Annotated in this window: 22 protein-coding genes, 1 riboswitch and 1 other annotated feature; all 22 genes read left to right on the top strand. The window is 46.7% G+C overall.

The genetic code is table 11. The annotated features are described in order from the left end of the window. Positions 1 to 23: 23 nt before the first annotated feature. The 22 genes from spoVE (at position 24) to lspA (ending at position 25,391) form a co-directional block, all read left to right on the top strand. Complete coding sequence (gene spoVE / locus OTK50_RS01770) at positions 24 to 1,124, top strand: stage V sporulation protein E (protein WP_003154430.1); 1,101 nt, start codon at positions 24 to 26, stop codon at positions 1,122 to 1,124. Positions 1,125 to 1,240: 116 nt separating this feature from the next. After that, positions 1,241 to 2,332, top strand: coding sequence for an undecaprenyldiphospho-muramoylpentapeptide beta-N-acetylglucosaminyltransferase (gene murG / locus OTK50_RS01765; protein ID WP_003154428.1), 1,092 nt, complete (start codon positions 1,241 to 1,243; stop codon positions 2,330 to 2,332). 25 nt (positions 2,333 to 2,357) lie between these two features. Then, a complete protein-coding gene (murB, locus tag OTK50_RS01760; protein WP_224224241.1) occupies positions 2,358 to 3,269 on the top strand; it encodes a UDP-N-acetylmuramate dehydrogenase in 912 nt (303 codons plus the stop codon). A 128-nt stretch (positions 3,270 to 3,397) separates the two neighbouring features. Further along, positions 3,398 to 4,186, top strand: coding sequence for a cell division protein FtsQ/DivIB (locus tag OTK50_RS01755; protein WP_007409710.1), 789 nt, complete (start codon positions 3,398 to 3,400; stop codon positions 4,184 to 4,186). Positions 4,187 to 4,735: 549 nt separating this feature from the next. Then, on the top strand, positions 4,736 to 6,049 hold the full coding sequence (gene ftsA / locus OTK50_RS01750) for a cell division protein FtsA (RefSeq protein ID WP_003154425.1): 1,314 nt from the start codon (positions 4,736 to 4,738) through the stop codon (positions 6,047 to 6,049). Between the two features lie 35 nt (positions 6,050 to 6,084). Next, the gene (gene ftsZ, locus OTK50_RS01745; RefSeq protein ID WP_044801395.1) at positions 6,085 to 7,233 is read left to right on the top strand and encodes a cell division protein FtsZ; all 1,149 of its coding nucleotides are present in this window, start codon (positions 6,085 to 6,087) and stop codon (positions 7,231 to 7,233) included. A gap of 272 nt (positions 7,234 to 7,505) precedes the next feature. Then, a complete protein-coding gene (locus OTK50_RS01740) occupies positions 7,506 to 11,801 on the top strand; it encodes a S8 family peptidase (protein WP_224224242.1) in 4,296 nt (1,431 codons plus the stop codon). A 215-nt stretch (positions 11,802 to 12,016) separates the two neighbouring features. Beyond that, positions 12,017 to 12,946: a sigma-E processing peptidase SpoIIGA gene (gene spoIIGA, locus OTK50_RS01735; protein ID WP_101669570.1), complete on the top strand. Its 930-nt coding sequence runs from the start codon at positions 12,017 to 12,019 to the stop codon at positions 12,944 to 12,946. Positions 12,947 to 13,003: 57 nt separating this feature from the next. Continuing rightward, positions 13,004 to 13,723, top strand: coding sequence for an RNA polymerase sporulation sigma factor SigE (gene sigE / locus OTK50_RS01730; protein ID WP_007409714.1), 720 nt, complete (start codon positions 13,004 to 13,006; stop codon positions 13,721 to 13,723). 140 nt (positions 13,724 to 13,863) lie between these two features. Then, the gene (sigG, locus tag OTK50_RS01725) at positions 13,864 to 14,646 is read left to right on the top strand and encodes an RNA polymerase sporulation sigma factor SigG (protein ID WP_003154420.1); all 783 of its coding nucleotides are present in this window, start codon (positions 13,864 to 13,866) and stop codon (positions 14,644 to 14,646) included. Positions 14,647 to 14,774: 128 nt separating this feature from the next. After that, a complete protein-coding gene (locus OTK50_RS01720; RefSeq protein ID WP_221664161.1) occupies positions 14,775 to 15,572 on the top strand; it encodes an ABC transporter ATP-binding protein in 798 nt (265 codons plus the stop codon). Between the two features lie 4 nt (positions 15,573 to 15,576). After that, a riboswitch (TPP riboswitch) is annotated at positions 15,577 to 15,682 on the top strand. Positions 15,683 to 15,757: 75 nt separating this feature from the next. After that, a complete protein-coding gene (locus OTK50_RS01715) occupies positions 15,758 to 17,038 on the top strand; it encodes an acetylornithine deacetylase (protein WP_044801397.1) in 1,281 nt (426 codons plus the stop codon). Positions 17,039 to 17,098: 60 nt separating this feature from the next. Continuing rightward, positions 17,099 to 17,350: a YlmC/YmxH family sporulation protein gene (locus OTK50_RS01710; RefSeq protein WP_003154415.1), complete on the top strand. Its 252-nt coding sequence runs from the start codon at positions 17,099 to 17,101 to the stop codon at positions 17,348 to 17,350. 154 nt (positions 17,351 to 17,504) lie between these two features. Further along, a complete protein-coding gene (pgeF, locus tag OTK50_RS01705; RefSeq protein ID WP_014304972.1) occupies positions 17,505 to 18,341 on the top strand; it encodes a peptidoglycan editing factor PgeF in 837 nt (278 codons plus the stop codon). Positions 18,342 to 18,345: 4 nt separating this feature from the next. Next, on the top strand, positions 18,346 to 19,038 hold the full coding sequence (locus OTK50_RS01700) for a YggS family pyridoxal phosphate-dependent enzyme (RefSeq protein ID WP_038457938.1): 693 nt from the start codon (positions 18,346 to 18,348) through the stop codon (positions 19,036 to 19,038). Further along, on the top strand, positions 19,035 to 19,493 hold the full coding sequence (gene sepF, locus OTK50_RS01695; RefSeq protein WP_003154410.1) for a cell division protein SepF: 459 nt from the start codon (positions 19,035 to 19,037) through the stop codon (positions 19,491 to 19,493). The genes OTK50_RS01700 and sepF overlap by 4 nt, the downstream gene beginning before the upstream one ends. 6 nt (positions 19,494 to 19,499) lie before the next feature. Then, positions 19,500 to 19,778: a YggT family protein gene (locus OTK50_RS01690; RefSeq protein ID WP_003154408.1), complete on the top strand. Its 279-nt coding sequence runs from the start codon at positions 19,500 to 19,502 to the stop codon at positions 19,776 to 19,778. A 61-nt stretch (positions 19,779 to 19,839) separates the two neighbouring features. After that, the gene (locus OTK50_RS01685) at positions 19,840 to 20,610 is read left to right on the top strand and encodes an RNA-binding protein (RefSeq protein ID WP_007409722.1); all 771 of its coding nucleotides are present in this window, start codon (positions 19,840 to 19,842) and stop codon (positions 20,608 to 20,610) included. 94 nt (positions 20,611 to 20,704) lie between these two features. Further along, entirely contained in the window at positions 20,705 to 21,199 is a 495-nt protein-coding gene (gene divIVA, locus OTK50_RS01680; RefSeq protein ID WP_003154406.1) for a septum site-determining protein DivIVA, read from the top strand. 61 nt (positions 21,200 to 21,260) lie between these two features. Continuing rightward, positions 21,261 to 21,490, top strand: a binding site (T-box leader). Positions 21,491 to 21,541: 51 nt separating this feature from the next. Then, entirely contained in the window at positions 21,542 to 24,307 is a 2,766-nt protein-coding gene (gene ileS / locus OTK50_RS01675) for an isoleucine--tRNA ligase (RefSeq protein WP_224224243.1), read from the top strand. A gap of 149 nt (positions 24,308 to 24,456) precedes the next feature. Next, positions 24,457 to 24,828, top strand: a complete 372-nt coding sequence (locus tag OTK50_RS01670; protein ID WP_003154399.1) for a TraR/DksA family transcriptional regulator — start codon at positions 24,457 to 24,459, stop codon at positions 24,826 to 24,828. Positions 24,829 to 24,929: 101 nt separating this feature from the next. Then, on the top strand, positions 24,930 to 25,391 hold the full coding sequence (lspA, locus tag OTK50_RS01665) for a signal peptidase II (RefSeq protein WP_016936189.1): 462 nt from the start codon (positions 24,930 to 24,932) through the stop codon (positions 25,389 to 25,391). Position 25,392 lies beyond the last annotated feature (1 nt).

The following is a 25,392-nucleotide window of genomic DNA, read 5'->3' as shown; positions in this document are numbered from 1 at the left end:
TTATGCTTGGGGTGTCGATTGCTTTGACTACTAAAAAAACAGCGCCTGATTTGTTATTAGTTATCATTACGTTATTGCTTTTAACAATAGGATTAATTATGGTCTACAGTGCAAGTGCGGTATGGGCGGATTATAAATTTGACGACTCGTTTTTCTTCGCGAAACGGCAGCTGCTGTTTGCGGGAATCGGCGTCATTGCCATGTTTTTCATTATGAATGTGGATTATTGGACATGGCGCACATGGTCGAAGCTGCTTCTGATCATTTGTTTTTTTCTGCTTGTGCTTGTGCTGATTCCGGGAGTCGGAATGGTGCGGAACGGTTCAAGAAGCTGGATCGGAGTGGGAGCGTTCAGCATTCAGCCTTCGGAGTTTATGAAACTCGCGATGATTGCGTTTCTGGCTAAATTTCTTTCTGAAAAACAGAAGAATATTACGTCATTCAGACGCGGATTCGTTCCCGCGCTCGGAATCGTGTTTTCTGCATTTATTATTATTATGTGCCAGCCGGATCTGGGAACGGGGACGGTAATGGTGGGCACGTGCATCGTGATGATTTTTGTTTCCGGTGCGCGAATCGCTCATTTTGCGTTCCTCGGACTCATCGGTTTAAGCGGATTTGCGGCACTAGTTCTGTCCGCTCCTTATCGGATTAAACGGATTACCTCTTACTTAAACCCGTGGGAGGATCCGCTTGGAAGCGGATTTCAGATCATTCAATCGCTCTATGCCGTAGGTCCGGGCGGACTGTTCGGGATGGGGCTCGGCCAAAGCCGGCAAAAGTTTTTTTACCTGCCGGAGCCGCAAACCGATTTCATTTTTGCTATTTTATCTGAAGAACTCGGCTTTATCGGCGGTTCGCTTATATTGCTGCTGTTCAGTATTTTATTATGGCGGGGCGTCAGGATTGCCCTCGGCGCGCCGGATTTATACGGAAGCTTTGTCGCCATCGGTATTATTTCTATGATAGCTATTCAAGTCATGATTAATATCGGCGTTGTGACGGGGCTGATCCCGGTAACAGGAATTACGCTGCCGTTTTTAAGCTACGGAGGCTCATCACTGACGCTGATGCTCGCAGCGGTCGGCGTGCTTTTAAATGTCAGCCGGTACTCGAGGTATTGATCTGTATCTTGCCTCATCACTCATGATTTATTCGTTATCTATAAAAAAACAGACAACATCAATAACCCTGTCCTAAAAAACAGGGTTATCGCTATGTGATTAAGGGGGACATACGAATGCGTATTGCAGTAAGCGGAGGCGGAACCGGAGGACATATTTATCCGGCCCTGGCCTTTATTAAAGAAGTTCAGCGCCGGCATCCGGATGTGGAATTTTTGTATATCGGAACAGAGAACGGTCTTGAGAAAAAAATTGTTGAACGGGAAAATATTCCGTTTCGCGCCATTGAAATTACAGGTTTCAAACGAAAACTTTCTTTTGAAAATGTAAAAACCGTCATGCGCTTCTTAAAAGGCGTGAAGAAAAGCAAATCATATTTAAAAGAGTTTAAACCAGATGCCGTTATCGGTACAGGCGGCTATGTATGCGGTCCGGTCGTATACGCGGCGGCAAAAATGGGAATTCCGACGATCATTCATGAGCAAAACAGCCTGCCCGGCATCACAAATAAGTTTCTCTCGAAATATGTTAATAAGGTGGCAATTTGCTTTGAAGAGGCAAAATCGCATTTTCCTGCTGAAAAAGTTGTGTTTACGGGAAACCCGAGAGCCTCTGAAGTCGTCTCTATTAAGACAGGCCGCTCATTAACTGAGTTCGGGCTGAAAGACAATCAAAAAACGGTGCTCATTTTCGGCGGAAGCAGAGGCGCGGCTCCCATTAACCGTGCCGTTATAGATATGCAGGAAGAATTGAAAACGAGACCTTACCAAGTCCTTTATATTACCGGGGAAGTGCATTACGAGAAGGTAACGGCTGAGCTGAAAGGCGGAAAAGCCGCTGATAATATGGTGACAAAACCGTTTTTGCACCAAATGCCGGAGTACTTACAATCAATTGATGTCATTGTGGCAAGAGCCGGAGCGACGACGATTGCGGAGATCACCGCTCTCGGCATTCCGAGCGTGCTTATTCCGAGCCCGTATGTGACAGCCAATCACCAGGAAGTCAATGCGAAGGCGCTCAGCCAGCATGACGCTGCAATCGTACTGAAGGAAACCGAGCTCAGCGGAGAAAAACTGATCGCTGCGCTGGACAAAATCGTCATGAATGAAGAAACCTTAAAAGACATGAGTGAGCGGACAAAATCACTCGGTGTTCCGGATGCGGCAGCCAGACTGTACAGTATCATGGAAGACATAAAAAAATAGAGCAAATGGAATGCGGAGGTTTATGATGGAGAACGTAATTCAGGAATTAAGAGACCGCGAAGTCGGCAAAGTGCTGGAACAAGAACCGCTCGCGAACCATACAACGATGAAAATCGGCGGTCCGGCGGACATTTTAATCATCCCCAACCGTGTGGAAGCGGTCAAAGATATTATGGATATTGTGAAAAAACATGATCTGCCATGGACGGTTATCGGCCGCGGTTCAAATCTGCTCGTGCTTGATGAAGGCATAAGAGGAGTTGTCATCAAACTGGGCGCGGGTCTGGATCTTTTGGAGATTGACGGTGATCAGGTGACGGTCGGAGGCGGCTATTCGGTCGTCCGGCTTGCGACTTCCATGAGTAAAAAAGGAATGTCCGGTCTCGAATTTGCAGCGGGCATTCCCGGATCAATCGGCGGAGCCGTCTATATGAATGCCGGGGCGCACGGATCTGATATGAGTGAGATTCTTGTGAAAGCTCGTATCTTATTTGAAGACGGCACAATCGAATGGCTGACGAACGAAGAGATGGATTTCAGCTACAGAACGTCTGTTTTACAGAAAAAACGCCCCGGTGTCTGTCTCGAGGCAGTTCTTCAGCTTGAGCAAAAGGAACGGGAAGCCATTACGGCGCAAATGCAGCAGAACAAAGATTACAGAAAAAATACGCAGCCGTATTCGAGCCCATGCGCCGGAAGCATATTCAGAAATCCGCTGCCGAATCATGCCGGAAACCTCGTTGAAAAAGCGGGATTAAAAGGACATCAGATCGGCGGAGCAAAAGTGTCCGAAATGCACGGGAATTTTATCGTCAATGCCGGCGGAGCGACTGCCAAGGACGTTCTCGACCTGATTGAATATGTGAAAAAGACAATCCGTGAGCAGTATGATGTTGACATGCATACAGAAGTTGAAATCATCGGAGGGAATCGTTAAAAGGTTCTCTGATTACATGAGCTCATGTGATATACTTTTAACAAATGTCAAACGGCATCACAGCATGCCGTTTGTTTTTCAATCAGACGAATGTCAAGCTGTTTCATTCTTAGTGAGGTGGACAGGCAGTGAACCCAAATCATGAAAGAGAAAAAATCGTAAATATTGAAGAGCGGATTCCGAAAATCAAAGAGCAGCGGAAACAAAAAGCAAACCGCCGGCTGATTTCATTCATTGTGCTCTTTTTTATGATGGTGCTGATCATCGTGTACTTGCAGATGCCGATCAGCAAAGTGTCTTCTGTCACCGTTTCCGGAAACGAAAACGTGTCTGTAAAAGAGATCAACGCGCTTTCTGATATACATAACGGACAAACCGAGTTCTGGAGTCTGAACAAGAAACAAACAGAAGAAAAGATTGAGCAGAATAAGCTGGTGAAAAAGGCGGAACTTTCAAAAGTATTTCCTAACAAAGTCAGCATTCACATTGAAGAATACAAGACGATCGCGTATCTGCAGCGACATGATGTGTATTATGAAGTGCTCGAAAACGGCACTGTGCTGCCGAACGAAGTCACGCCGGATGACGCGGGCCCGATTTTGGTTGACTGGACAAACGCGAAAAAGCGGGTCAAAATGGCGGAGCAGCTTGATAAGCTTTCCGGTTCGCTTAAGCAGTCGATTTCTGAAATCTATTATACACCGGTAAAAATGGATCAGGACCGGATCAAGCTGTATATGAACGATGGGTATGTAGTTACCGCTTCTATTAAAACGTTTGCCGGCCGGATGAAGACCTATCCTTCTATCGTTTCCCAGCTGGATGGCGGGAAAAAGGGGATTATCCACTTAGAAGTCGCTACGTATTTTGAAGAATTTAACAAAGGTAAATCCGGCAAGAAAAAAGAAAATGATTAATAGTTCTAAAGAACTAATTTAAAGGCGGTTCAAAAGAATCTATTACAATCAGCGGGGCAGCCGATATAACCGATAGCGGAATCATTATGACTATGTTTGTTTTTGCGCGGGATATGGCTGCCGGACAAGCGGAAAATTCTCAATGCAATGGGCGTGTCTTCTGCAGTGAGTATTGCATTTGGAATTTTCCTCCTGTTTCTTCTTTTTTCGGATGTTTCTGGCAATATCTATAGCTTTTCTGGAGGTTCATCTTAGTGTAGACTAAGGGAAAGCGGATATATTTGCATCTGGATTGCACAGTATGACACCGTGACAAGAAATCTTACGGTAAGGTGGGCCGTCTCTAAAAAAAATAAAAAAAATGCGATATAAAAGAGGATATACATAGAATATAACGAATAGTTTCATTAAACATAAATTGTGAGAAATCAGATAAGAATTTGTTGATGCTGTTGTTTTTGTTACACACTTGTAAAGCCACATTCATTGTATTGTTGTTCCGCAAATAATAGAATAGAATTTGATCGAAATGTGAGGAGGTGCCATAGAATGAACAACAATGAACTTTACGTCAGTCTTGACATCGGTACGTCCAATACAAAAGTGATCGTCGGAGAAATGACAGATGATTCCCTTAACATTATCGGAGTGGGAAATGTACCGTCTGAAGGGTTGAAAAAAGGCTCAATCGTTGATATAGATGAAACCGTTCATTCTATAAGAAAAGCGTTTGACCAAGCTGAAAGAATGGTAGGTTTTCCGCTGAAAAAAGCCATTGTCGGCGTTAACGGAAATTATATTCATATTCAAGATACGAACGGCGTTGTCGCTGTTTCCAGTGAAAACAAAGAAATTCACGTTGAAGACGTCCGCAGGGTAATGGAAGCGGCACAGGTCGTGTCAGTTCCGCATGAGCAGCTGATCGTTGACGTCGTTCCGAAACAGTTTATTGTTGACGGAAGAGACGAAATTACCGATCCGAAAAAAATGCTCGGCGTGCGCCTGGAAGTAGAAGGCACGCTGATTACCGGCTCCAAAACGATCTTACATAATTTACTTCGCTGTGTGGAGAGAGCGGGCGTTGAAATTACTGATATCTGCCTGCAGCCGCTTGCGGCCGGTTCGGCGGCTTTGTCAAAAGACGAAAAAAACCTCGGAGTCGCCATGATTGATATCGGCGGCGGCTCGACGACGGTGGCGGTATTTGAACAGGGGCACCTGAAGGAGACAGCCGTCATTCCGCTCGGAGGCGAAAACATCACGAAAGATGTATCGATCGGATTGCGCACTTCCACCGAAGAGGCTGAAAGAGTAAAAAAACAATTCGGACATGCATTCTACGATGAGGCTTCAGAAGATGAAGTATTTGAAGTCACCGTCATAGGAACGAATCAAAAGCAATCTTTTACACAGCAGGAAATTGCCAATATTATTGAAGCAAGAGTGGAAGAGATTCTTGAGATTGCCGCAGCCGAAATTGAGCATATGGGAATTACAGATCTGCCCGGCGGCTTTGTGCTGACCGGCGGACAGGCCGCAATGCCCGGAGTGCTTTCATTGGCACAGGAAGTGCTGAGGCACAATGTAAGGGTCGCAAGCCCGAATTATATCGGTGTAAGAGACCCTCAGTATATGACGGGTGTCGGCTTGATACAATTTGCCTGCCGAAATGCCAGAATTCAGGGAAGAAAAATAGGCTTTCATATGCCGGAAGAAGCCGTGCAGGAAATCGCGGTCTCTCACGAAGAAGAACATCATCAGCGGCCAGAGGCGCAGCAGCGTCCAAAAGCAAAACAAAAAACACAAGCCGAACACAACAAACCGAGCAAAATGAAAAAACTATTAAGCATGTTTTGGGAATAGATTGATAGTCATTCGGCAGATTAGGAGGATTTAGCATGTTGGATTTCGAAACAAACATAGACGGCTTAGCATCAATTAAAGTAATCGGAGTAGGAGGCGGCGGTAATAACGCGGTCAACCGAATGATTGAAAATGAAGTACAGGGTGTAGAGTACATTGCGGTAAACACGGACGCGCAAGCTCTTAACCTGTCAAAAGCGGAAGTGAAAATGCAGATCGGGGAAAAGCTGACCCGCGGTCTCGGAGCGGGAGCGAATCCGGAAGTCGGCAAAAAAGCCGCTGAAGAAAGTAAGGAACAAATCGAAGAAGCGCTGAAAGGCGCTGACATGGTGTTCGTTACAGCCGGAATGGGAGGCGGTACCGGAACGGGAGCCGCACCGGTTATCGCGCAAATCGCAAAGGACTTAGGCGCTTTGACTGTCGGTGTCGTAACAAGACCGTTTACATTTGAAGGAAGAAAACGCCAGCTGCAGGCTGCAGGCGGTATCACGGCAATGAAAGAAGCCGTTGACACACTGATCGTTATTCCGAATGACCGCATTCTTGAAATTGTCGATAAAAACACACCGATGCTTGAAGCATTCCGTGAAGCTGATAACGTGCTTCGCCAAGGGGTGCAAGGTATCTCTGACCTCATCGCGACGCCTGGTTTAATCAACTTGGACTTTGCCGATGTCAAAACCATCATGTCCAACAAAGGTTCAGCATTGATGGGTATCGGGATCGCTACGGGCGAAAGCCGTGCTGCTGAAGCCGCCAAAAAGGCGATCTCCAGTCCGTTACTGGAAGCGGCAATCGACGGAGCGCAAGGTGTTTTGATGAACATTACGGGAGGTACAAACCTGAGCCTCTACGAAGTGCAGGAAGCAGCCGACATCGTCGCTTCTGCATCTGACCCTGATGTCAACATGATTTTCGGTTCAGTTATCAATGAAAATCTGAAAGATGAAATCGTCGTCACCGTTATTGCGACCGGTTTTATCGAACAGGAAAAAGATGACTCAAAACCGCAGCGTCCGACTTTAAACCAAGGATTGAAGTCTCAAGGCCAAAACGCTGCGAAACGTGAGCCGAAACGAGAAGAAACACAGCATCAAAACACGGTGAACCGCCATACATCACAGCCGGCGGATGATGCCCTCGACATTCCTACATTTTTAAGAAACCGCAACAAACGCGGCTGATGTAAAAAAGGACAAGACCACATGGTTTTGTCCTTTTTCTTTTGTGCACAGTCTTCCTTCCTATCCCCGTAATCTATACAGTGAAAAAAGCAACTTTATACCTATGACGAATTGATTGTTTTTTAGTTTCATACGGTTTTCTACAGAATGTGACAATATCTGGATGGAAGATTGTCTACATTTAACGTACAGCATCGAAAATGACAAACGATTCCAATTATGAAGGAGGGATACACATTTTATAGGGCGTTACCAAATAAGGGGGGATACGATTGAAGAAAAAAACGAGAAACAGATGGACAGGCTCCGTTTTAAGCGCGATTGTCGTCAGTTCCCTGTTGTTTCCGGGTGCAGCCGGAGCGAACAGCACACCGGGGGCAGTTTCTTTCACCAAAGATCTTTCTTCCTCTAAGAGCATTCAGCATAAGATTTCCGATTCAGTCAAGAAGCGTTTTGAAAAAAATGATAAAGTCACGTTTCTTATCAAATTTAAAGAGAAAGCCAATACGAAAAAAGCGGTCAAAGAAGCAGAAAAAAACGCCAAGTCTCAATCGCTTTCCGCAGCAAAAACCGAATATCAAAAGCGGTCAGCCGTCGTTTCTTCTTTAAAACTGGCGGCTCATGAAGCGCAGCAGAATCTGAAAACATATTTGGAAAAACAAAAAAAGAAAGGCAAGGCTGATCACATCCATTCCTATTATATTGTCAACGGAATGGCAGTCACTGCTTCGAAAGAGGTAATGGAAAAAGCCGCCTCATTTCCTGAAGTAGAAAAAGTTCTTCCGAATGAAAAACGTCAGCTTACTCAACGACAATCAAAAGCTCCTTTTCAAATGAAGAAAAAACAAAAAGAGATCAAAGCAAAGGAAGGCATCGAATGGAATATCAGCCAAATTGATGCGCCGCAGGCCTGGGCCTCAGGATACGACGGAACCGGCACGGTTGTCGCCTCCATTGATACGGGAGTTCAGTGGGATCATCCGGCGCTTAAAGAAAAATACCGGGGTTACGATCCTGAAAATCCCGCAGCGCCGAATCATGAAATGAACTGGTATGATGCCGTGTCCCATAAAGACGCTCCCTACGATGATCTTGAACACGGCACTCATGTAACAGGGACCATGACGGGTTCAGAACCTGACGGCTCAAATCAAATCGGTGTGGCTCCGGGGGCGAAATGGATCGCAGTAAAAGCATTTTCAGATGACGGAGGAACCGATGCCGATATTTTGGATGCCGGTGAATGGGTGCTCGCGCCTAAAGATAAAAACGGCACGCCGCATCCCGAGATGGCGCCGGATGTTGTTAATAATTCCTGGGCAGGCGGTTCGGGAATGGACGAGTGGTACCGCGATATGGTGAATGCGTGGAGAGCGGCAGGGATTTTTCCGGAATTCTCTGCGGGAAATGAAGACTTATTTACACCGGGAGGACCGGGTTCAATTGCAAATCCGGCCAATTATCCTGAAGCATTTGCGACAGGTGCGACTGACATCGACAAGAAACTCGCTGATTTCTCACTTCAAGGCCCCTCACCGTATCATGAAACAAAACCGGACATTTCGGCTCCGGGAGTGAATATCCGTTCTTCGATTCCTGGAGGAACATACGAAGGCGGCTGGGACGGAACTTCAATGGCCGGGCCGCATGTGGCGGCGACGGCGGCTTTGTTAAGGCAGGCGAACGCCTCTATTACGGTCGATGAAATGGAAGACGTTTTGACGCGCACCGCGGAAAAGCTGACAGATTCCGTTTTTCCGGAATCACCGAATAACGGTTACGGCCACGGTCTCGTTAACGCTTTTGATGCCGTTTCTGCCGTAACGGACGGAATCGGAAGCGTAGAAGGCAAGGTCACTTCTGCGGGCGAAGATCACAATCCGCCCAGCTTTCACCATGAACCGGTCTCAGTGGCTTACAAAGGGGCAAACCTTCCGTTGACGGTTACAGCAGAAGACGATGTAAGCGTAACTGAAGTCATCCTTTCCTATCAGTTTGATGAAGGAGAGCGGAAAACGACAGCCGCCGTTCAAAAAAGCGGTGATGAAAAAAAGGGAACATACCAGGCGGAAATTCCGGATGTAACGGGAAGCAAGATAAGTTATAAATGGATCATAAAAGATTTCGGAGGTCATTCTGTAGAATCTGATACGTACCGGGCTGACGTGAAACCGAGCATTACGGCGGGATACAAAGAGGATTTTGAATCACAGCCGGCGGGCTGGTCCAGTTACGGGACACATGACCAATGGGAATGGGGGATCCCGGGTTCAGGGCCCGGCGCCGCATTTTCCGGAGATAAAGTGTATGCGACGAATCTGTCCGGCCCTTATGCAGATTCAGCCAACATGAATTTGGTGATGCCTCCGATTCAAGTTCCGGAAACAGGACGGCTGTTTTTGCAATTTAAAAGCTGGCACAAGCTCGAAGAATTTTTTGATTACGGGTATGTGTTCGTTCTTCCGGAAGGAAAATCAAATTGGGAGCAGGCGGCCGTTTACAATGGTGACTCCGCAGGATGGAACGATGAAGAGGCAGATTTATCTGCGTATAAAGGCCAAAACATAAAGCTCATGTTTAATATGCAGTCAGACGAAGTACTGAATGAAGACGGATGGTATATCGATGATGTCCGGCTTTCAAGCAGCTCTCTCGGCAAGGCGGCTAAAAAAAGTAAGCACAATAGGCAAACACCTCCCGGCCACCTGAAGAAAAAAGCTGTCAGTCCGAAACAGGCCAAACCGGCAGTGAAATCACCCGGAAAAAGAGTAAAACGTGAAACAAACCTCCTGCCTCTCAGAGCGCAAATCAGTGTCGCCGAGACGGGGAAATCCGTATATTCCGACCCTGCAAGCGGAAGCTACAGCCTGTCGCATAAGGCGGGAAGCTATACGCTGAAAGCAGAGGCTTACGGATTTAAGTCCGCTTCGAAACAAGTTTCTATTCAATCAGACAAAACCGCACAGGCAGACTTTACTCTGGAGCAAATGCCGTCCGGCACGCTAAAAGGAACCATCACCAATCAGTCAACAGGCAAACCGGTAAAAGGGGCTGCGCTTTATGTGGCCGAGGATGCCGCAATTGAACCGGCGGTGACAAACGATAAAGGGGAATATTCGCTTAAGGCGTACGAAGGCTCCTACACAATCAAAGTAGCGGCAAAAGGCTTTTACAATAGCGAATTTTCTGTTGACATCAAAGGGGATGCTGAAAAAAACGTCAAGCTTAAGCCGTATATCGGTTATGAAGGGGAAATTGCCTATGATAACGGGACGGAAGAAGCCGCGCTGTCATATTTTAAAGCCGGCAGCAAATCTGCCGTTAAGATGACGCTTAAAGACGGAAAAGAACACGGTATGCTGACGGGAGGCCTTTTTAAATTTTGGGGCGCAGACTGGCCTGATCCGGGAGGTACCGAATTTCAAGCAGAAGTATATGATGCATCCGGCCCTGACGGCGCTCCGGGCAGCAAAATTGCCGGCCCGTTCCAAGCTGAAGCGCTTCGAAACGGAGAATGGACCAAAGTGGATCTCAGCTCAAAAGGAATCGCGGTCGGAAAGGATTTTTATCTTGTGTTCCGCCAGACGAAACCCGATCCTTATACACCTGCCCTGTCATCTGATGACGGCAGTCCGTACTCGAACAGAAACTGGCAATACCTCGACGGCCGCTGGTCTAAAACCGATAAATCAGACGGAAACTTTATGATCAGGGCTTTGGTCGACTACGAAGCTTCTGTGCCTGACATAACGTCGCCTGAAGACCGGTCATTTACAAACAAGAAGTCAATCACGGTGAAAGGAACGGCTTCACCAAAAACCGCTGTCCGTCTTACCAATAACGGTAAAACCGCCGCAGAAACGAAAGCAGATGCAGAAGGCAATTTCCAGGCCGGCGTCACACTCACTAAAGATGCCAATCGGCTGACGGCGGCATCTGTGACAGACAGCGGGTCAACCGATGAGTCACGCCCTGTCATGGTCATACTGGATGAGGATAAGCCGGATGTGACGATTGACAGTCCGGCAAACGGTGATAAAACAAATAAAGAAACAGTGACCGTAAAAGGAAAAGTGCACGACGCCCATTTAAAATGGGTAAAGGTGAACGGAAAAAAAGCTGAAGTAAATAACGGTTCTTATCAAGCGAGAACCCTCCTGGAAAACGGCAGCAATGAGATCAAGGTGACGGCCTCAGATGAAGCGGGTAACAAAACAACGAAAAAGACGGTGATCGATGTCAATTACAATGCTCCCGTCATTTCCGGATTGGTTCCCGGAGCGGATAAGGAATTAAAAGCCGGAGAATCAGTGAAAATCGCTTTTTCAAGCGGAAAGAAATTAGACGCTTCCTTCGTTATCCGTCTGCCTCTGACAAACGCCCGGGCAGGGAACCAAAACGCAACAGAGCTTCCGCTGAGAGAAATTTCTCCGGGACGATATGAGGGTTACTGGACGGTGACTTCTTCCGTCAAAGCAAGCGGAGCAAAAATTGACGTTATCGCTAGAGATGACTACGGAAATGAAACGAGACAGACGGCTAAAGGAAAACTTTATATCAATGAGTAAAACAGAGCGCTGCCAGATCACGGCAGCGCTTTTTTAGTTGAAGCGGACAATAGGAAAGCAACCCTTTCGGCCCTCGACAAATAAAACGGTTATCCCTTAAAAATTGTACTTTACCCTCAACATTAATTGACAGACTTTCCCACAGAGCTTGCTTTATACTTATGAAACAAGAGAGAGAAACAGATATGTAAGACAAAAGAGGAAAGGGGTCAGATGTGAAAATCTATCTGGATGTCATTTGGCTGTTGAACTTTTGTTTTGATTCTCTTTTGCTTTTATTGACCGCCTTTATTTTAAAACGCCAGGTGAAAAAAAGAAGAGTGGCCGCCGGCGGTTTCATCGGGTCAGCCATTGTGCTTCTGATGTTTACGCCTGTTTCTCCCTTTGTGGAGCATCCGGCGGGAAAAATGGCGTTTTCAGTAGTCATCGTGCTTGCGGCTTTTGGCTTTAAACGGTTCCGATACTTTTTTCAAAATTTGTTCGCCTTTTATTTCGCGACTTTTCTCGTCGGCGGGGGAATGATCGGCGTACATTCCCTGCTGCAGACAGAATCAATTGTGCAGCAAGGCGTAATGGTCACAAGCCAGACCGGATTCGGCGACCCGATCAGCTGGATGTTTGTAGTTATCGGATTTCCGGCCATATGGTTTTTTTCGAAAAAGAGAATTGAAGACATCGAGACGAAGTCCATTCAGTACGATGAACTTGTCATGGTGCAGGCGGAATTCAGCGGACAGACAATCCGCGCGAAAGGATTGGTGGATTCCGGGAATCAGCTGTATGATCCGCTGACGAAAACGCCGGTCATGATTCTTCACATTGACAAATTCGCTCCGATTCTCAGCGAAAAGGAAACGGACCTCATCAAATCCGCCAGTCCGCTTGAAGTGATAGAGCGGCTTGATGATTCGTTCCGCCATGCGGATAAGCTGAGGCTGATTCCATACAGGGGCGTCGGCCAGGACAATCAATTTTTACTCTGTTTAAAGCCGGATTACGTCACGATTTTAACAAAAGACGAAATGATCGCTTGTGAAAAATGCCTGATCGGCATCAGCACGAAACCATTATCCGCGGACGGTGAATTTGACGGAATCGTTCATCCGAAGATGCTGACAGGGAAGGCTGTAAAACATGTTTCCTGACGAAAAGTCTGTTATTCATCATACTCAAAACGCGTTGTATTTAGAAGGGGGAGGAAGATGAAAAAACTCAAGCTGCGTCTGACATATTTGTGGTATAAATGGCTGATGAAACTCGGACTGAAAAGCGATGAAGTGTATTACATAGGAGGAAGCGAGGCGCTGCCGCCGCCTTTGTCTAAAGAAGAGGAGCAGGTGCTCTTATTAAAGCTGCCGAGCGGGGATCAGGCGGCGCGGGCCATTCTGATTGAGAGAAACTTACGTCTTGTCGTTTACATTGCCCGCAAATTCGAAAATACCGGCATCAATATCGAGGACTTAATCAGCATCGGCACCATCGGTTTGATCAAAGCGGTAAACACTTTTAATCCGGAAAAGAAAATCAAACTCGCCACCTACGCGTCGCGATGTATCGAAAACGAAATTTTAATGTACTTGCGCCGAAACAACAAAATCCGTTCAGAGGTGTCCTTTGATGAACCGCTGAATATTGATTGGGACGGAAACGAGCTGCTGCTTTCGGATGTGCTCGGCACAGATGATGATATTATTACAAAAGACATTGAAGCCAATGTGGATAAAAAACTTTTGAAAAAAGCGCTTGAGCAATTAAACGAAAGAGAAAAGCAGATTATGGAACTGCGTTTCGGGCTTGTCGGAGAAGAAGAAAAAACACAAAAAGATGTAGCCGACATGATGGGGATTTCACAATCTTATATCTCACGGCTCGAAAAGCGGATTATCAAAAGACTGAGAAAAGAGTTTAACAAAATGGTGTAAAATTTTTTCCATCTGACAGCCCTTACTGCTGCAAGGATTGCCGCAGCCGGATGTTTATTTCTGTAAAATGGCGGTGCATATTTTTCCCACCCGAGGAGATACTTAACGTTGTACAGCAGCTCCTAGTGGGAGGGAAAAACGTGTCAAGAAATAAAGTCGAAATTTGCGGGGTGGATACCTCCAAATTACCGGTGCTCAAGAATGAAGAGATGAGAAAGCTGTTTAGGCAATTACAGGATGAGGGCGATGATTCAGCGAGGGAAAAGCTTGTAAACGGCAATCTGCGCCTTGTCTTAAGCGTCATTCAGAGGTTTAACAACAGAGGAGAGTATGTTGATGACTTATTTCAGGTCGGCTGCATCGGACTAATGAAATCCATTGATAATTTTGACCTAAGCCATAATGTTAAGTTTTCAACATACGCTGTACCGATGATCATCGGAGAAATCCGCAGATATTTGCGGGATAACAATCCGATCCGCGTCTCGAGGTCGCTTCGCGATATCGCATATAAAGCGCTTCAAGTAAGAGAGCGGTTAATCAGTGAGACAAGCAGGGAGCCGACAGCAGAGGAAATCGCCAAAGTTCTTGAAGTGCCCCATGAAGAAATTGTGTTTGCCCTTGACGCCATCCAGGATCCGGTTTCACTGTTTGAGCCGATTTATAATGACGGCGGCGATCCGATTTACGTGATGGACCAGATCAGCGATGAGCGCAACAAGGATACACAATGGATTGAGGAGCTGGCTCTGAAAGAAGGCATGAGAAGACTGAACGAACGGGAAAAAATGATTTTGCGAAAGCGCTTTTTCCAAGGGAAAACCCAAATGGAAGTCGCTGAAGAAATCGGCATATCCCAAGCTCAGGTCTCAAGGCTTGAAAAAGCAGCCATTAAACAAATGAATAAGAATATCCATCAATAACGGAAAAAGCCTTTAAACCTTGTTTAAAGGCTTTTTTCATGCGATGGTTTACGTTTGCAAAAAAGTGATGTATTCTAATGTGTAAAAGTTTTTAGAAAATTTAAACAAAGCAAACGGGGGAAACGGCAATGATTTTACAGCTGGACAGTGTGTCATTAAAAAGAAACGGGAAATGGATTTTGAAAGATATTAACTGGCGCGTCGAGAAAAACGAAAATTGGGTGCTGTACGGATTAAACGGAGCCGGAAAAACGGCTTTGCTGAATATGTTATGCTCTTATTACTTCCCCACTTCAGGAGAGATGCAGGTGCTCGGCCATCAATTCGGCAAAACAGAGCTCGGTGACAGGCTCAGAAGGAAAATCGGTCTTGTTTCGGCAGGTCTTCAGCACAAATTATATGCCGCGGACTCCGCTTTTGAAATCGCCCTCAGCGGCGCGTACGCCTCAATCGGGCTGTACGAAACTCCGAGTGAGCAGGTAAGGGAAAAAGCGATCGGTCTTCTGAAGGATTTGGGCGCCATCGGTTACGCCGACAGACGGTATGAAACATTATCACAAGGGGAAAGACAAAGAACGCTGATTGCGCGGGCGCTTATGGCTGATCCGGAACTGCTGATTTTGGACGAACCCGTGACGGGTCTTGATTTTATGGCAAGGGAGCAGCTGCTGGACACGATTACGTCGATCGCCGAAAAAGAAAATGCGCCGTCCATCCTTTATGTCACCCATCACGCTGAAGAAATTCTGCCGGTGTTTGATCAGGCGCTGCTTTTAAAAAAGGGCGAGGTGTTCGCCTCCGGGAAAATCAGGGACATGCTTTCTGACGAGCGGCTTACAGCGTTTTTCGATATGCCTGTCAATGTCTTATGGAACAATGGCCGCCCGTTTTTAACACGTGCAAAAGAGGCATCATCCGTAAAATAACATAAATTCACCCTGGGGGTGCTGCCATGCGGCTGAGAGAGACGTTTGTCTCAACCCTTAACGGACCTGATCCGGATCATGCCGGCGGAGGGAAGCGGTGAAAAAAGCGGAGGAAGATCCGTTTTTTACCCGTTTCATTTCATGAATGAACGGGTTTTTTGATACAGCCAAAGGGGAGATTTCCAATGCATCAGATTGATATGCTGTTACATCAGGCGGAGAAACGGCGGCACGACTTGATACATATTGCTGAAAGACTGATAGCTTTTCCCACTCCGGCCCCGCCAGCAAGAAATACGGCAGAAGCCCAAAAGTGGGTGGCCGGCTTTTTAAAAGAAACGGGCTGCTCGGTCGATATGTGGGATGTGTATCCGGAAGATCCGAATGTAGTCGGTGTTTTAAAAGGGACAGATTCAAGCAGGCATCAAAGCCTGATTTTAAACGGACACATTGATGTGGCAGAAGCCGGGGGCGAAGACTGGCACTCTGACCCGTTTCAGCCGCTCGTAAAAGACGGCATGCTGATCGGAAGGGGCGCCGCTGATATGAAAGGGGGTTTGGCGTGTGTTCTTTTCTCTCTGAAGCTGATCCATGATGCCGGCATTAAGCTTCCGGGCGACCTCATTGTACAGTCTGTAATCGGAGAAGAAGTCGGTGAGGCGGGGACGCTGGAATGCTGCAAACGCGGCTATCACGCGGATTTTGCGGTTGTCGCGGATACGAGCAGCCTGCATATTCAAGGGCAGGGCGGTGTCATCACCGGCTGGATAGAATTGAAAAGCAAACAAACATTTCATGACGGCATGAGGCGCAATATGATTCACGCGGGCGGAGGCACATTCGGAGCGAGCGCCATCGAAAAAATGGCGAAAATCATCGCTGCCTTGGGAGAGCTGGAGCGCCACTGGGCGGTAACGAAAAGCTATCCCGGCTTTGCGCCCGGCACCAATACGATCAACCCCGCCGTCATTGAAGGCGGAAGACACGCAGCGTTTGTCGCCGATGAATGCCGTTTATGGATCACCGTCCACTTTTATCCGAACGAAACGCACGAACAAGCAGCCGCAGAAATCGAAGACTATATTAATCGTGTCGCTGACAGTGATCTGTGGCTCAAAGAAAACAGGCCGGTGTTCAAATGGGGCGGATCTTCGATGATTGAAGACAGAGGAGAGGTGTTCCCGGCGCTGGAAATCGACCCGGACCATCCGGCAGTTTCTGTCTTGGCTGCATCACACTCAGCCGTCAAAAAACAGGAGCCCGTCATTGATGTTTCCCAAACCGTAACTGACGGAGGGTGGCTTTATCATGCCGGGATTCCGAGCGTCATATATGGTCCCGGCGATTTAAAAAACGCCCACTCCGTAAACGAGGAAGTGTCTGTTGATGAGCTTATGGACTATACGAAAATCATGCTGAGATTTATCCTCGGCTGGTGCAGCCGCAAAAAAGATTGCCCGATGTGACAAGGTTCAGCCCGGCCGTTCATATAATAGGAAAAAGAACGGGCAAAGGGCGTGATATGGATGATCAGCATATCTGAATTTCAAATAAAAGATGTGGTAAACGTGTCGAACGGAAAAAAACTCGGAAGCATCGGTGATATTGATATTAACGTGACAACGGGAAAAATTCAGGCGATTATTTTAGGCGGCAGCGGAAAAGTTCTCGGTTTTTTCGGAAAAGAAGAGGAAATGATCATTCCTTGGCGAAATATAGTTAAAATTGGGGAAGATGTCATCTTAGTGCGTGTAAACGAACCAAAGGGGGGAGCGTAATCCTCCCTTTACTTGTAAAATGCCGGAAATCTCAATGTTTCCGGCACATTTATTTATCTCATTTTTCAATCAGCCGCTAAACGTATGCTCAAAATTGTGTTAAAATGATTGGGAAATTACGCTTTTTTAATGTTTGTCGAAAGGTTGGATCTCCATGAATACATATCACCCGTTTAGTCTTACCACCCCCTCGGCACTCATGATAGAAGACTGGAACTGTGTGAATCAGCTTAACACAAAGGTCATCGCCGGATTCACAACGAAAAACGGCGGGGTCAGCAATCCTCCGTATGAGTCATTAAATACCGGATTGCACGTCCGGGACGAAGCTCATGATGTTGTGACAAACCGTGAAGTCATAGCGTCCTTATGCGGTACTGATCTGGATTCCTGGGTGTTCGCCGACCAGACACATGAAAACCGCGTCCGGCGCGTGACAGCCGGGGATAAAGGAAAAGGAGCGAGAGACTATTCTTCCGCATTCCGCGGGACGGATGGGCTCTACACGAAAGATGCGAATCTTTTTTTGGCCCTTTGTTTTGCGGACTGTGTGCCCTTGTATTTTTATGACCCGGTAAAATCCATTATCGGCGCTGCCCATGCCGGGTGGAAGGGGACGGTCAAACAAATCGGACGCATCATGACGGAACGCTGGGTAAACGAAGAAGGCTCCCGTTTAACAGATATTCAGGCTGTCATCGGTCCGTCCATCAGTGCGGGAAGCTATACAGTCGACGATCGCGTCATCAATGAAGTGCGGGCGCTGCCTTTTACGGCTGAATCCGCTATATGCGAAACGGAAAAAGGCCAGTATCAGCTTGATTTAAAAGAGGTCAACCGTCTTCTTCTGATACATTGCGGCATTCCGGAAGAAAACATTTCAGTCAGCGGTTTATGCACCGAACGAGAGCGTGAACTATTCTTTTCACACCGCCGCGACAAAGGGAAAACGGGACGCATGATGTCCTTTATCGGAATGAAGGAGGCGTAAGATCTTGCGTGTTGCTGATCAATTACGACATATAAACGAAAGAATAAACGAAGCATGTAACAGATCGGGCCGAAGCCCCGAAGATGTTACCGTCATCGCGGTTACAAAATACGTATCAGCCGAAAGGGCTCAAGAGGCCGTTGATGCCGGTATTACAAGTCTGGGAGAAAACCGGGATGCCGAGCTTATCCATAAGCAGGAAGTCATCAAAGGCAGCCCGGAGTGGCACTTTATCGGCAGTCTTCAGTCCAGAAAGGTGAAGGCCGTCGTTGACCGTGTATCTTATATTCATTCCTTAGACAGACTGTCATTGGCAAAAGAGATTGAAAAACGGGCGCAGCATACGGTTCGCTGTTTTGTGCAGGTGAATACTTCGCTTGAGCCGTCTAAGCACGGTTTGAAAACAGAGGAGGTCATCCCCTTTATCAGAGAGCTTTCTGAGTTTAGAAACATTTCTGTAGAGGGCCTGATGACGATGGCTCCCCTGACAGACGATACAGAAACGATCAGAGCCTGCTTCCGGCAATTGCGTGATCTGAGGGATCAGGTGCAAAAACTGAATCAGACAAACGCACCGTGCCGGGAACTGTCAATGGGCATGTCAAATGATTATGAAATCGCTGTTGAAGAGGGCGCAACTTTTGTCAGAATCGGCTCTTCATTAGTCGGAAATGAACCGGGGGGTGTAAACAAATGAGCATGAAAAATAAACTGAAAAACTTTTTCTCAATGGATGAGGAGGAGTACGAGTACGAATACATTGAAACAGAGCAGGATCATCAGGAAGAGCATGAACAGCAGAAAGATAAACAGCCTGCTTACGCTCAGAAGCCGCAGGGCAAGCAGAACGTAGTAAGCTTGCAAAGTGTTCAGAAATCCTCTAAAGTGGTGTTGAGTGAACCGCGTGTATATGCGGAAGCGCAGGAAATCGCCGATCATTTAAAGAACAGGCGTGCGGTTGTCGTCAATCTGCAGCGCATCCAGCATGATCAGGCGAAAAGAATCGTCGACTTTTTAAGCGGTACCGTCTACGCCATCGGCGGCGACATTCAGAGAATCGGTTCAGATATTTTTCTGTGCACGCCTGATAATGTCGACGTTTCCGGCACGATTTCGGAGCTTATAAATGAAGACGAACATCAGAGGTGGTAAAGCAGGATGATTCTTTATCAAATTTTTTCCGTTCTGAGTTATTTAATTTACATCTACTCGTTTGCCCTGATCATCTATATCTTTATGTCATGGGTGCCGAGTACGAGAGAAACGGCGGTCGGACGGTTTCTCGCAGCGATTTGCGAACCGTATTTAGAGCCGTTCAGAAGGATCATTCCGCCCATTGCCATGCTGGATATATCCCCGATTGTAGCGATTATCGTGCTTCGGTTTGCCACGACGGGACTTTGGGGCCTATACCGCATGATCGCAATGTATACTTGAATGCGACAGTTTGATACGGGCTTGGCACCAGCCAAGCCTCTTTACATAGAAAGGAAAGAACATGAGCGATATTTACCAGCACTTCAGACAAGACGAGCGGCCTTTTATTGATCAGGCGCTTGAATGGAAACAGATTGTCCTGGACCAGTATCGGATGAAGCTGACTGATTTCTTAGATCCCAGAGAACAGGTCATTGTAAAGGCCGTTATCGGCGATGCCTGCGGTCTTGCGTTTTTCGGAGGATATGACAGAGCTGAGCGAAAACGCGCAATTTTATACCCTGAATATATGGAACCTGAACAGGATGATTTTGAGCTTCGGGCTTTTGACGTTCAATACGCTGAAAAATTCGTCAGCATTGACCACCGCTCTCTTCTCGGATCATTAATGGGGATCGGCTTAAAGCGGCAGAAATACGGCGATCTGATTTTCTCAGAGGAAGCCGTGCAGCTGATCGTCTCCGGTGAAATCGCCGATTTTGTCAGCACTCAGCTGACCAAGGCGGGCAAAGCGCCGGTAAAGCTTGAGAAAATCGAGCTTTCCGCTCTTCACATTCCCGCTTCAGATGTCGAAATAAGGGATGACACGGTTTCTTCATTGCGTCTCGACGCTGTCTGCGCTTCAATGAGCAGGCAATCCCGTCAGAAAGCGCAGGCGCTTGTGAAAAACGGGCTTGTTAAGGTGAATTGGAAAGCCATTGAAGATCCGTCTTATCAGGTTGCTGAAGGGGACATGCTCTCGATTCGCGGCTTCGGACGATGCAGTTTGGCAAAAGTTGACGGAAAAACGAAAAAAGACAAATGGAAAGTTACATTTGAACGGCAAAAATGAGTCGTTTTTTCAGTTTTTTTCTCCATCTGTGCCGTATTTGTTTTATAATGTGAACTAGATAACCGTACTGAAATGTAAAAATGGAGGTGGCAATATGCCATTAACGCCGAATGATATCCATAACAAAACGTTTACAAAAGGTTTTCGCGGATATGATGAAGATGAAGTAAATGAATTTTTAATGCAGGTCAGAAAAGATTACGAAATCGCACTCCGTAAAAAAACGGAGCTTGAGGCGAAAGTGAACGAGCTGGACGAAAAAATCGGCCACTTTGCCAATATCGAAGAAACGCTGAATAAATCAATTCTCGTAGCCCAGGAAGCCGCAGAAGACGTAAAGCGCAACTCGCAAAAAGAAGCGAAGCTGATCGTCCGTGAAGCAGAAAAAAATGCCGATCGCATCATCAATGAGTCGCTTTCCAAATCAAGAAAAATCGCAATGGAAATTGAAGAGCTGAAAAAACAGTCTAAAGTCTTCAGAACACGTTTCCAAATGCTGATTGAGGCGCAGCTCGACCTGCTGAAGAACGATGATTGGGATCATCTGCTGGAATACGAAGTCGACGCGGTATTTGAGGAAAAAGAATAATTTTCTGATTTTCTTGACATTCTCCGGCCCGTTCGAATATAATACGTTCATAAATTCAGATGAAAAGACGATTGAAAGGGACCGGCATGACTCAAAACAGGCTATAAAGCGACCCGGGGGAAGGTGAAAGCCCGGGATGGCCGGAATCATGCAGATCAGCCCTTTAGTTTCCTTTCTGAACCGAGAGTAGGATAGGACGTTCCATCACGTTACGATGTTCGAGAGGAAAAGACGGATGATCCGTTTTTTCTAAAAGGGTGGTACCGCGAGATAAGCTTTCTCGTCCCTTATGGGATGAGAGGGCTTTTTTTATTTTCTGAAAAATGTTGTGGAGGAATGAAAATGGATTACAAAGATACGCTGTTAATGCCGAAAACAGATTTTCCGATGCGGGGAAATCTGCCGAATCGTGAGCCGGACATGCAAAAAGACTGGGAGGAGCAGGACATTTACCGTCTTGTTCAAGAACGGACGAAAGACCGCCCGAAATTCGTGCTGCATGACGGACCTCCTTATGCAAACGGAGACATCCACATGGGCCATGCCCTGAACAAAATCCTGAAAGACTTCATCGTCCGCTATAAATCAATGAGCGGCTACAACGCACCTTACGTGCCGGGCTGGGATACGCACGGACTGCCGATTGAAACGGCGCTGACGAAAAACAAAAAAGTAAACCGGAAAGAAATGTCCGTCGCTGATTTCCGCAAGCTTTGCGAAGATTATGCATGGCAGCAGATCGAAAGACAGCGCGAACAATTCAAGCGTCTCGGCGTCAGAGGCGATTGGGAAAACCCGTATGTTACGCTTCAGCCTGAATTTGAAGCGCAGCAGATCCGCGTTTTCGGCGAGATGGCGAAAAGAGGCTATATTTATAAAGGTCTGAAGCCGGTCAACTGGTCGCCTTCAAGTGAATCTGCCTTAGCGGAAGCGGAAATTGAATATCAGGACAAACGTTCCGCGTCTATTTATGTTGCGTTTAAGGTGAAAGACGGTAAAGGCGTTCTGGAAAACGGAGAAAGCTTCATCATCTGGACGACGACGCCGTGGACGATGCCTGCCAACCTCGGAATTTCCGTTCATCCTGATCTTGAATACAATGTCATCAAGGTTGGAGACAAGCGTTATGTAGTGGCTGCTGAACTGATCGAAAACGTAGCGGAGGCATGCGGCTTTGAAAATCCTGAAGTTGTCGCATCATATAAAGGCAGAGAATTAGAATACATCACTGCAGAACATCCGCTGTACGGCAGAGATTCACTCGTCATGCTCGGTGACCACGTCACAACCGATGCCGGAACAGGCTGTGTTCATACTGCTCCGGGCCACGGGGAAGATGACTTTATCGTCGGCCAAAAGTACGGCTTAGAAGTACTGTGCCCTGTTGATGAAAAAGGAAACATGACCGACGAAGCGCCGGGCTTTGAAGGAATGTTTTACGATAAAGCCAATAAACCGATCACGGAGAAGCTTGAAGAAAACGGCGCGCTCTTGAAACTCGAGTTTATTACACACTCCTATCCGCATGACTGGAGAACGAAAAAACCGACCATCTTCAGAGCGACGGCGCAATGGTTTGCGTCAATTAAAGATTTCAGATCCGATCTGCTTGATGCCATCAAACAAACGAAGTGGGTGCCGGAGTGGGGCGAACAGCGCCTTTACAACATGGTGCGCGACCGCGGTGACTGGTGTATCTCAAGACAGCGCGTATGGGGCGTTCCGATCCCGGTATTTTATGCAGAAAACGGTGAGCCGGTCATCACTGACGAAACGATTGAACACGTGTCTGAGCTGTTCAAACAGCACGGCTCAAACGTCTGGTTTGAAAGAGAGGCAAAAGACCTTCTGCCGGAAGGATTTACACATCCGGGAAGCCCGAATGGAATCTTCACGAAAGAGCAAGACATTATGGATGTATGGTTTGATTCAGGTTCTTCCCATCAGGCTGTTCTTGAAGAACGTGATGATCTTGTCCGTCCGGCTGATTTATACCTTGAAGGCTCTGACCAATACCGCGGCTGGTTTAACTCATCTCTTTCCACCGCTGTTGCAGTCACCGGCAAAGCGCCGTATAAAGGCGTATTAAGCCACGGATTTACACTTGATGCAAACGGCCGTAAAATGAGTAAATCACTCGGCAATACGATTGACCCGACAAAAATCGCAAAACAGCTTGGAGCTGAAATTCTGCGTTTATGGGTATCTTCCGTAAACTATCAGGCCGATCACCCGGTTTCTGAAGATATTCTGAAGCAGGTCGCGGAAGTATACCGGAAAGTCCGCAACACGTTCCGCTTCCTTCACGGCAACCTGTTCGATTTCAATCCAAGCGTCAATGCCGTTGATGTAAAAGATCTCCGCGAAGTGGATCAATATATGCTGATCAAGCTGAATAAGCTGATCGATAAGGTGAAAAAAGCGTACGATGAATATGAATTTGCGGTTGTTTATCACAGCATTCACAATTTCTGTACGATCGAGCTCAGCTCCTTCTATCTTGATTTTGCAAAAGATGTTGTGTACATCGAGCATGCGAATCATCCGGACCGCCGCAGCATGCAGACCGTCTTTTATGAAACGCTGCTGGCGTTAGTGAAACTGACGGCGCCGATTCTCCCGCACACGGCGGATGAAATGTGGTCTCACTTATCATTTGTTGAAGAAGCGAGCGTGCAGCTGACAGATATGCCGGAAACCATTGCTGTTCCGGACAGTCAAGCGACAGAAGAAAAATTCGACCGCTTCATGGAGCTTCGAAACGACGTGCTGAAAGCTTTGGAAACAGCCCGTAACGAAAAAATTATCGGAAAATCATTGGAAGCGAGCCTGACTTTGTATCCGAACAAAGAAAACCGCGACCTCTTGTCATCCATTAAAGAAAATATCGCGCAGCTGTTTATCGTTTCAGAACTGACAGTAAAAGACGAAAGTGAAGCGCCGGAAAACGCGCAAAGCTTCACAACAGGAAAAATGACCGTAGAAAAAGCGGAAGGCCAGATGTGTGAACGTTCCCGCGTCATTTCTAAAGATGTCGGAGCCAATCCGAAATATCCGACGTTATCACTGCGCAATGCGGAAATCGTTGAAAAATATTATCAAAAATAATAAATGAGAAAGCGCCCGGTGTCAGCCGGGCGCTTTTTTACATGCCAGCAATGTCATCGATTAGAACGACAGGAAAAATCTTATGGGCTTCAAATGGCGCCCTGGGGGCAACAATAAAGCTATAACATCAAGAGCAGGAGTTGTGATGAATGAATGATCAACTGACCGCAATCCACACGGAGCTTCTCATGATGAAAGAAGAACTTCAATCAAGATTATTCGAATATTCTTGCTTTCAAATGTCAGCATCTGTTGAACCTTCAATGAACGACCAAGAAGCAACTCTGATCTATCATATAAAAGAAGAACTTCAGGACGTTCTTCTTGCCCTGTCTAAGTTTGAAAACAATACGTACGGTTATTGTGAAAAAACAGGCGCCCCCATTCCGATTGAAAAACTTGCGGTGTTGCCTACGGCCAGAACCGCTGATGATTTTTATTATCCCGCTCAATTTGAAAAGAAAACCCTTCCATATTGGGAACCCGGAGATTATGCATATGATCAGGCGCTGTATGAGTGACAGCGTCTGTTTGCATGCGCTTATGATCTGCCTTTACTCTGGCATCTTTTACTGATAAAATTCATAAAGGATAAAAGTAACTGTATACTGGAGGAACGTGTGTGCTTTATTATCTTATCGCTCTTTTTATTATTATTGCCGACCAATTGACCAAATGGCTTGTCGTCAGCCATATGGAATTGGGACAAAGCATACCTGTCATCGATCAGGTGCTTTATATCACATCTCATCGCAACACGGGAGCGGCGTGGGGGATTTTAGCCGGCCAAATGTGGTTTTTCTACGTCATTACCATCGCAGTGATTATCGGAATCGTTTATTACATACAGCGTTATGCAAAAGGGCAGATGTTACTCGGAATTTCTCTCGGTTTAATGCTGGGCGGTGCGGCCGGAAACTTTATTGACCGGGCGGCGCGCCAGGAAGTGGTGGATTTTATTCATGTCATCATCGTGAATTATCACTATCCGATTTTTAATATCGCGGACTCCTCACTGTGCGTCGGTGTAATACTTTTATTTATTCATATGCTGTTTGACAGCGGGAAAAAGAAGGAGCAATAAC

This window comes from Bacillus sp. NEAU-CP5, assembly GCF_026420705.1.
GTDB classification, from domain to species: Bacteria; Bacillota; Bacilli; order Bacillales; family Bacillaceae; genus Bacillus; species Bacillus velezensis.
Note: the sequence above shows the minus strand (reverse complement) of the source record. Positions and strands in the feature narration are given on the sequence as shown.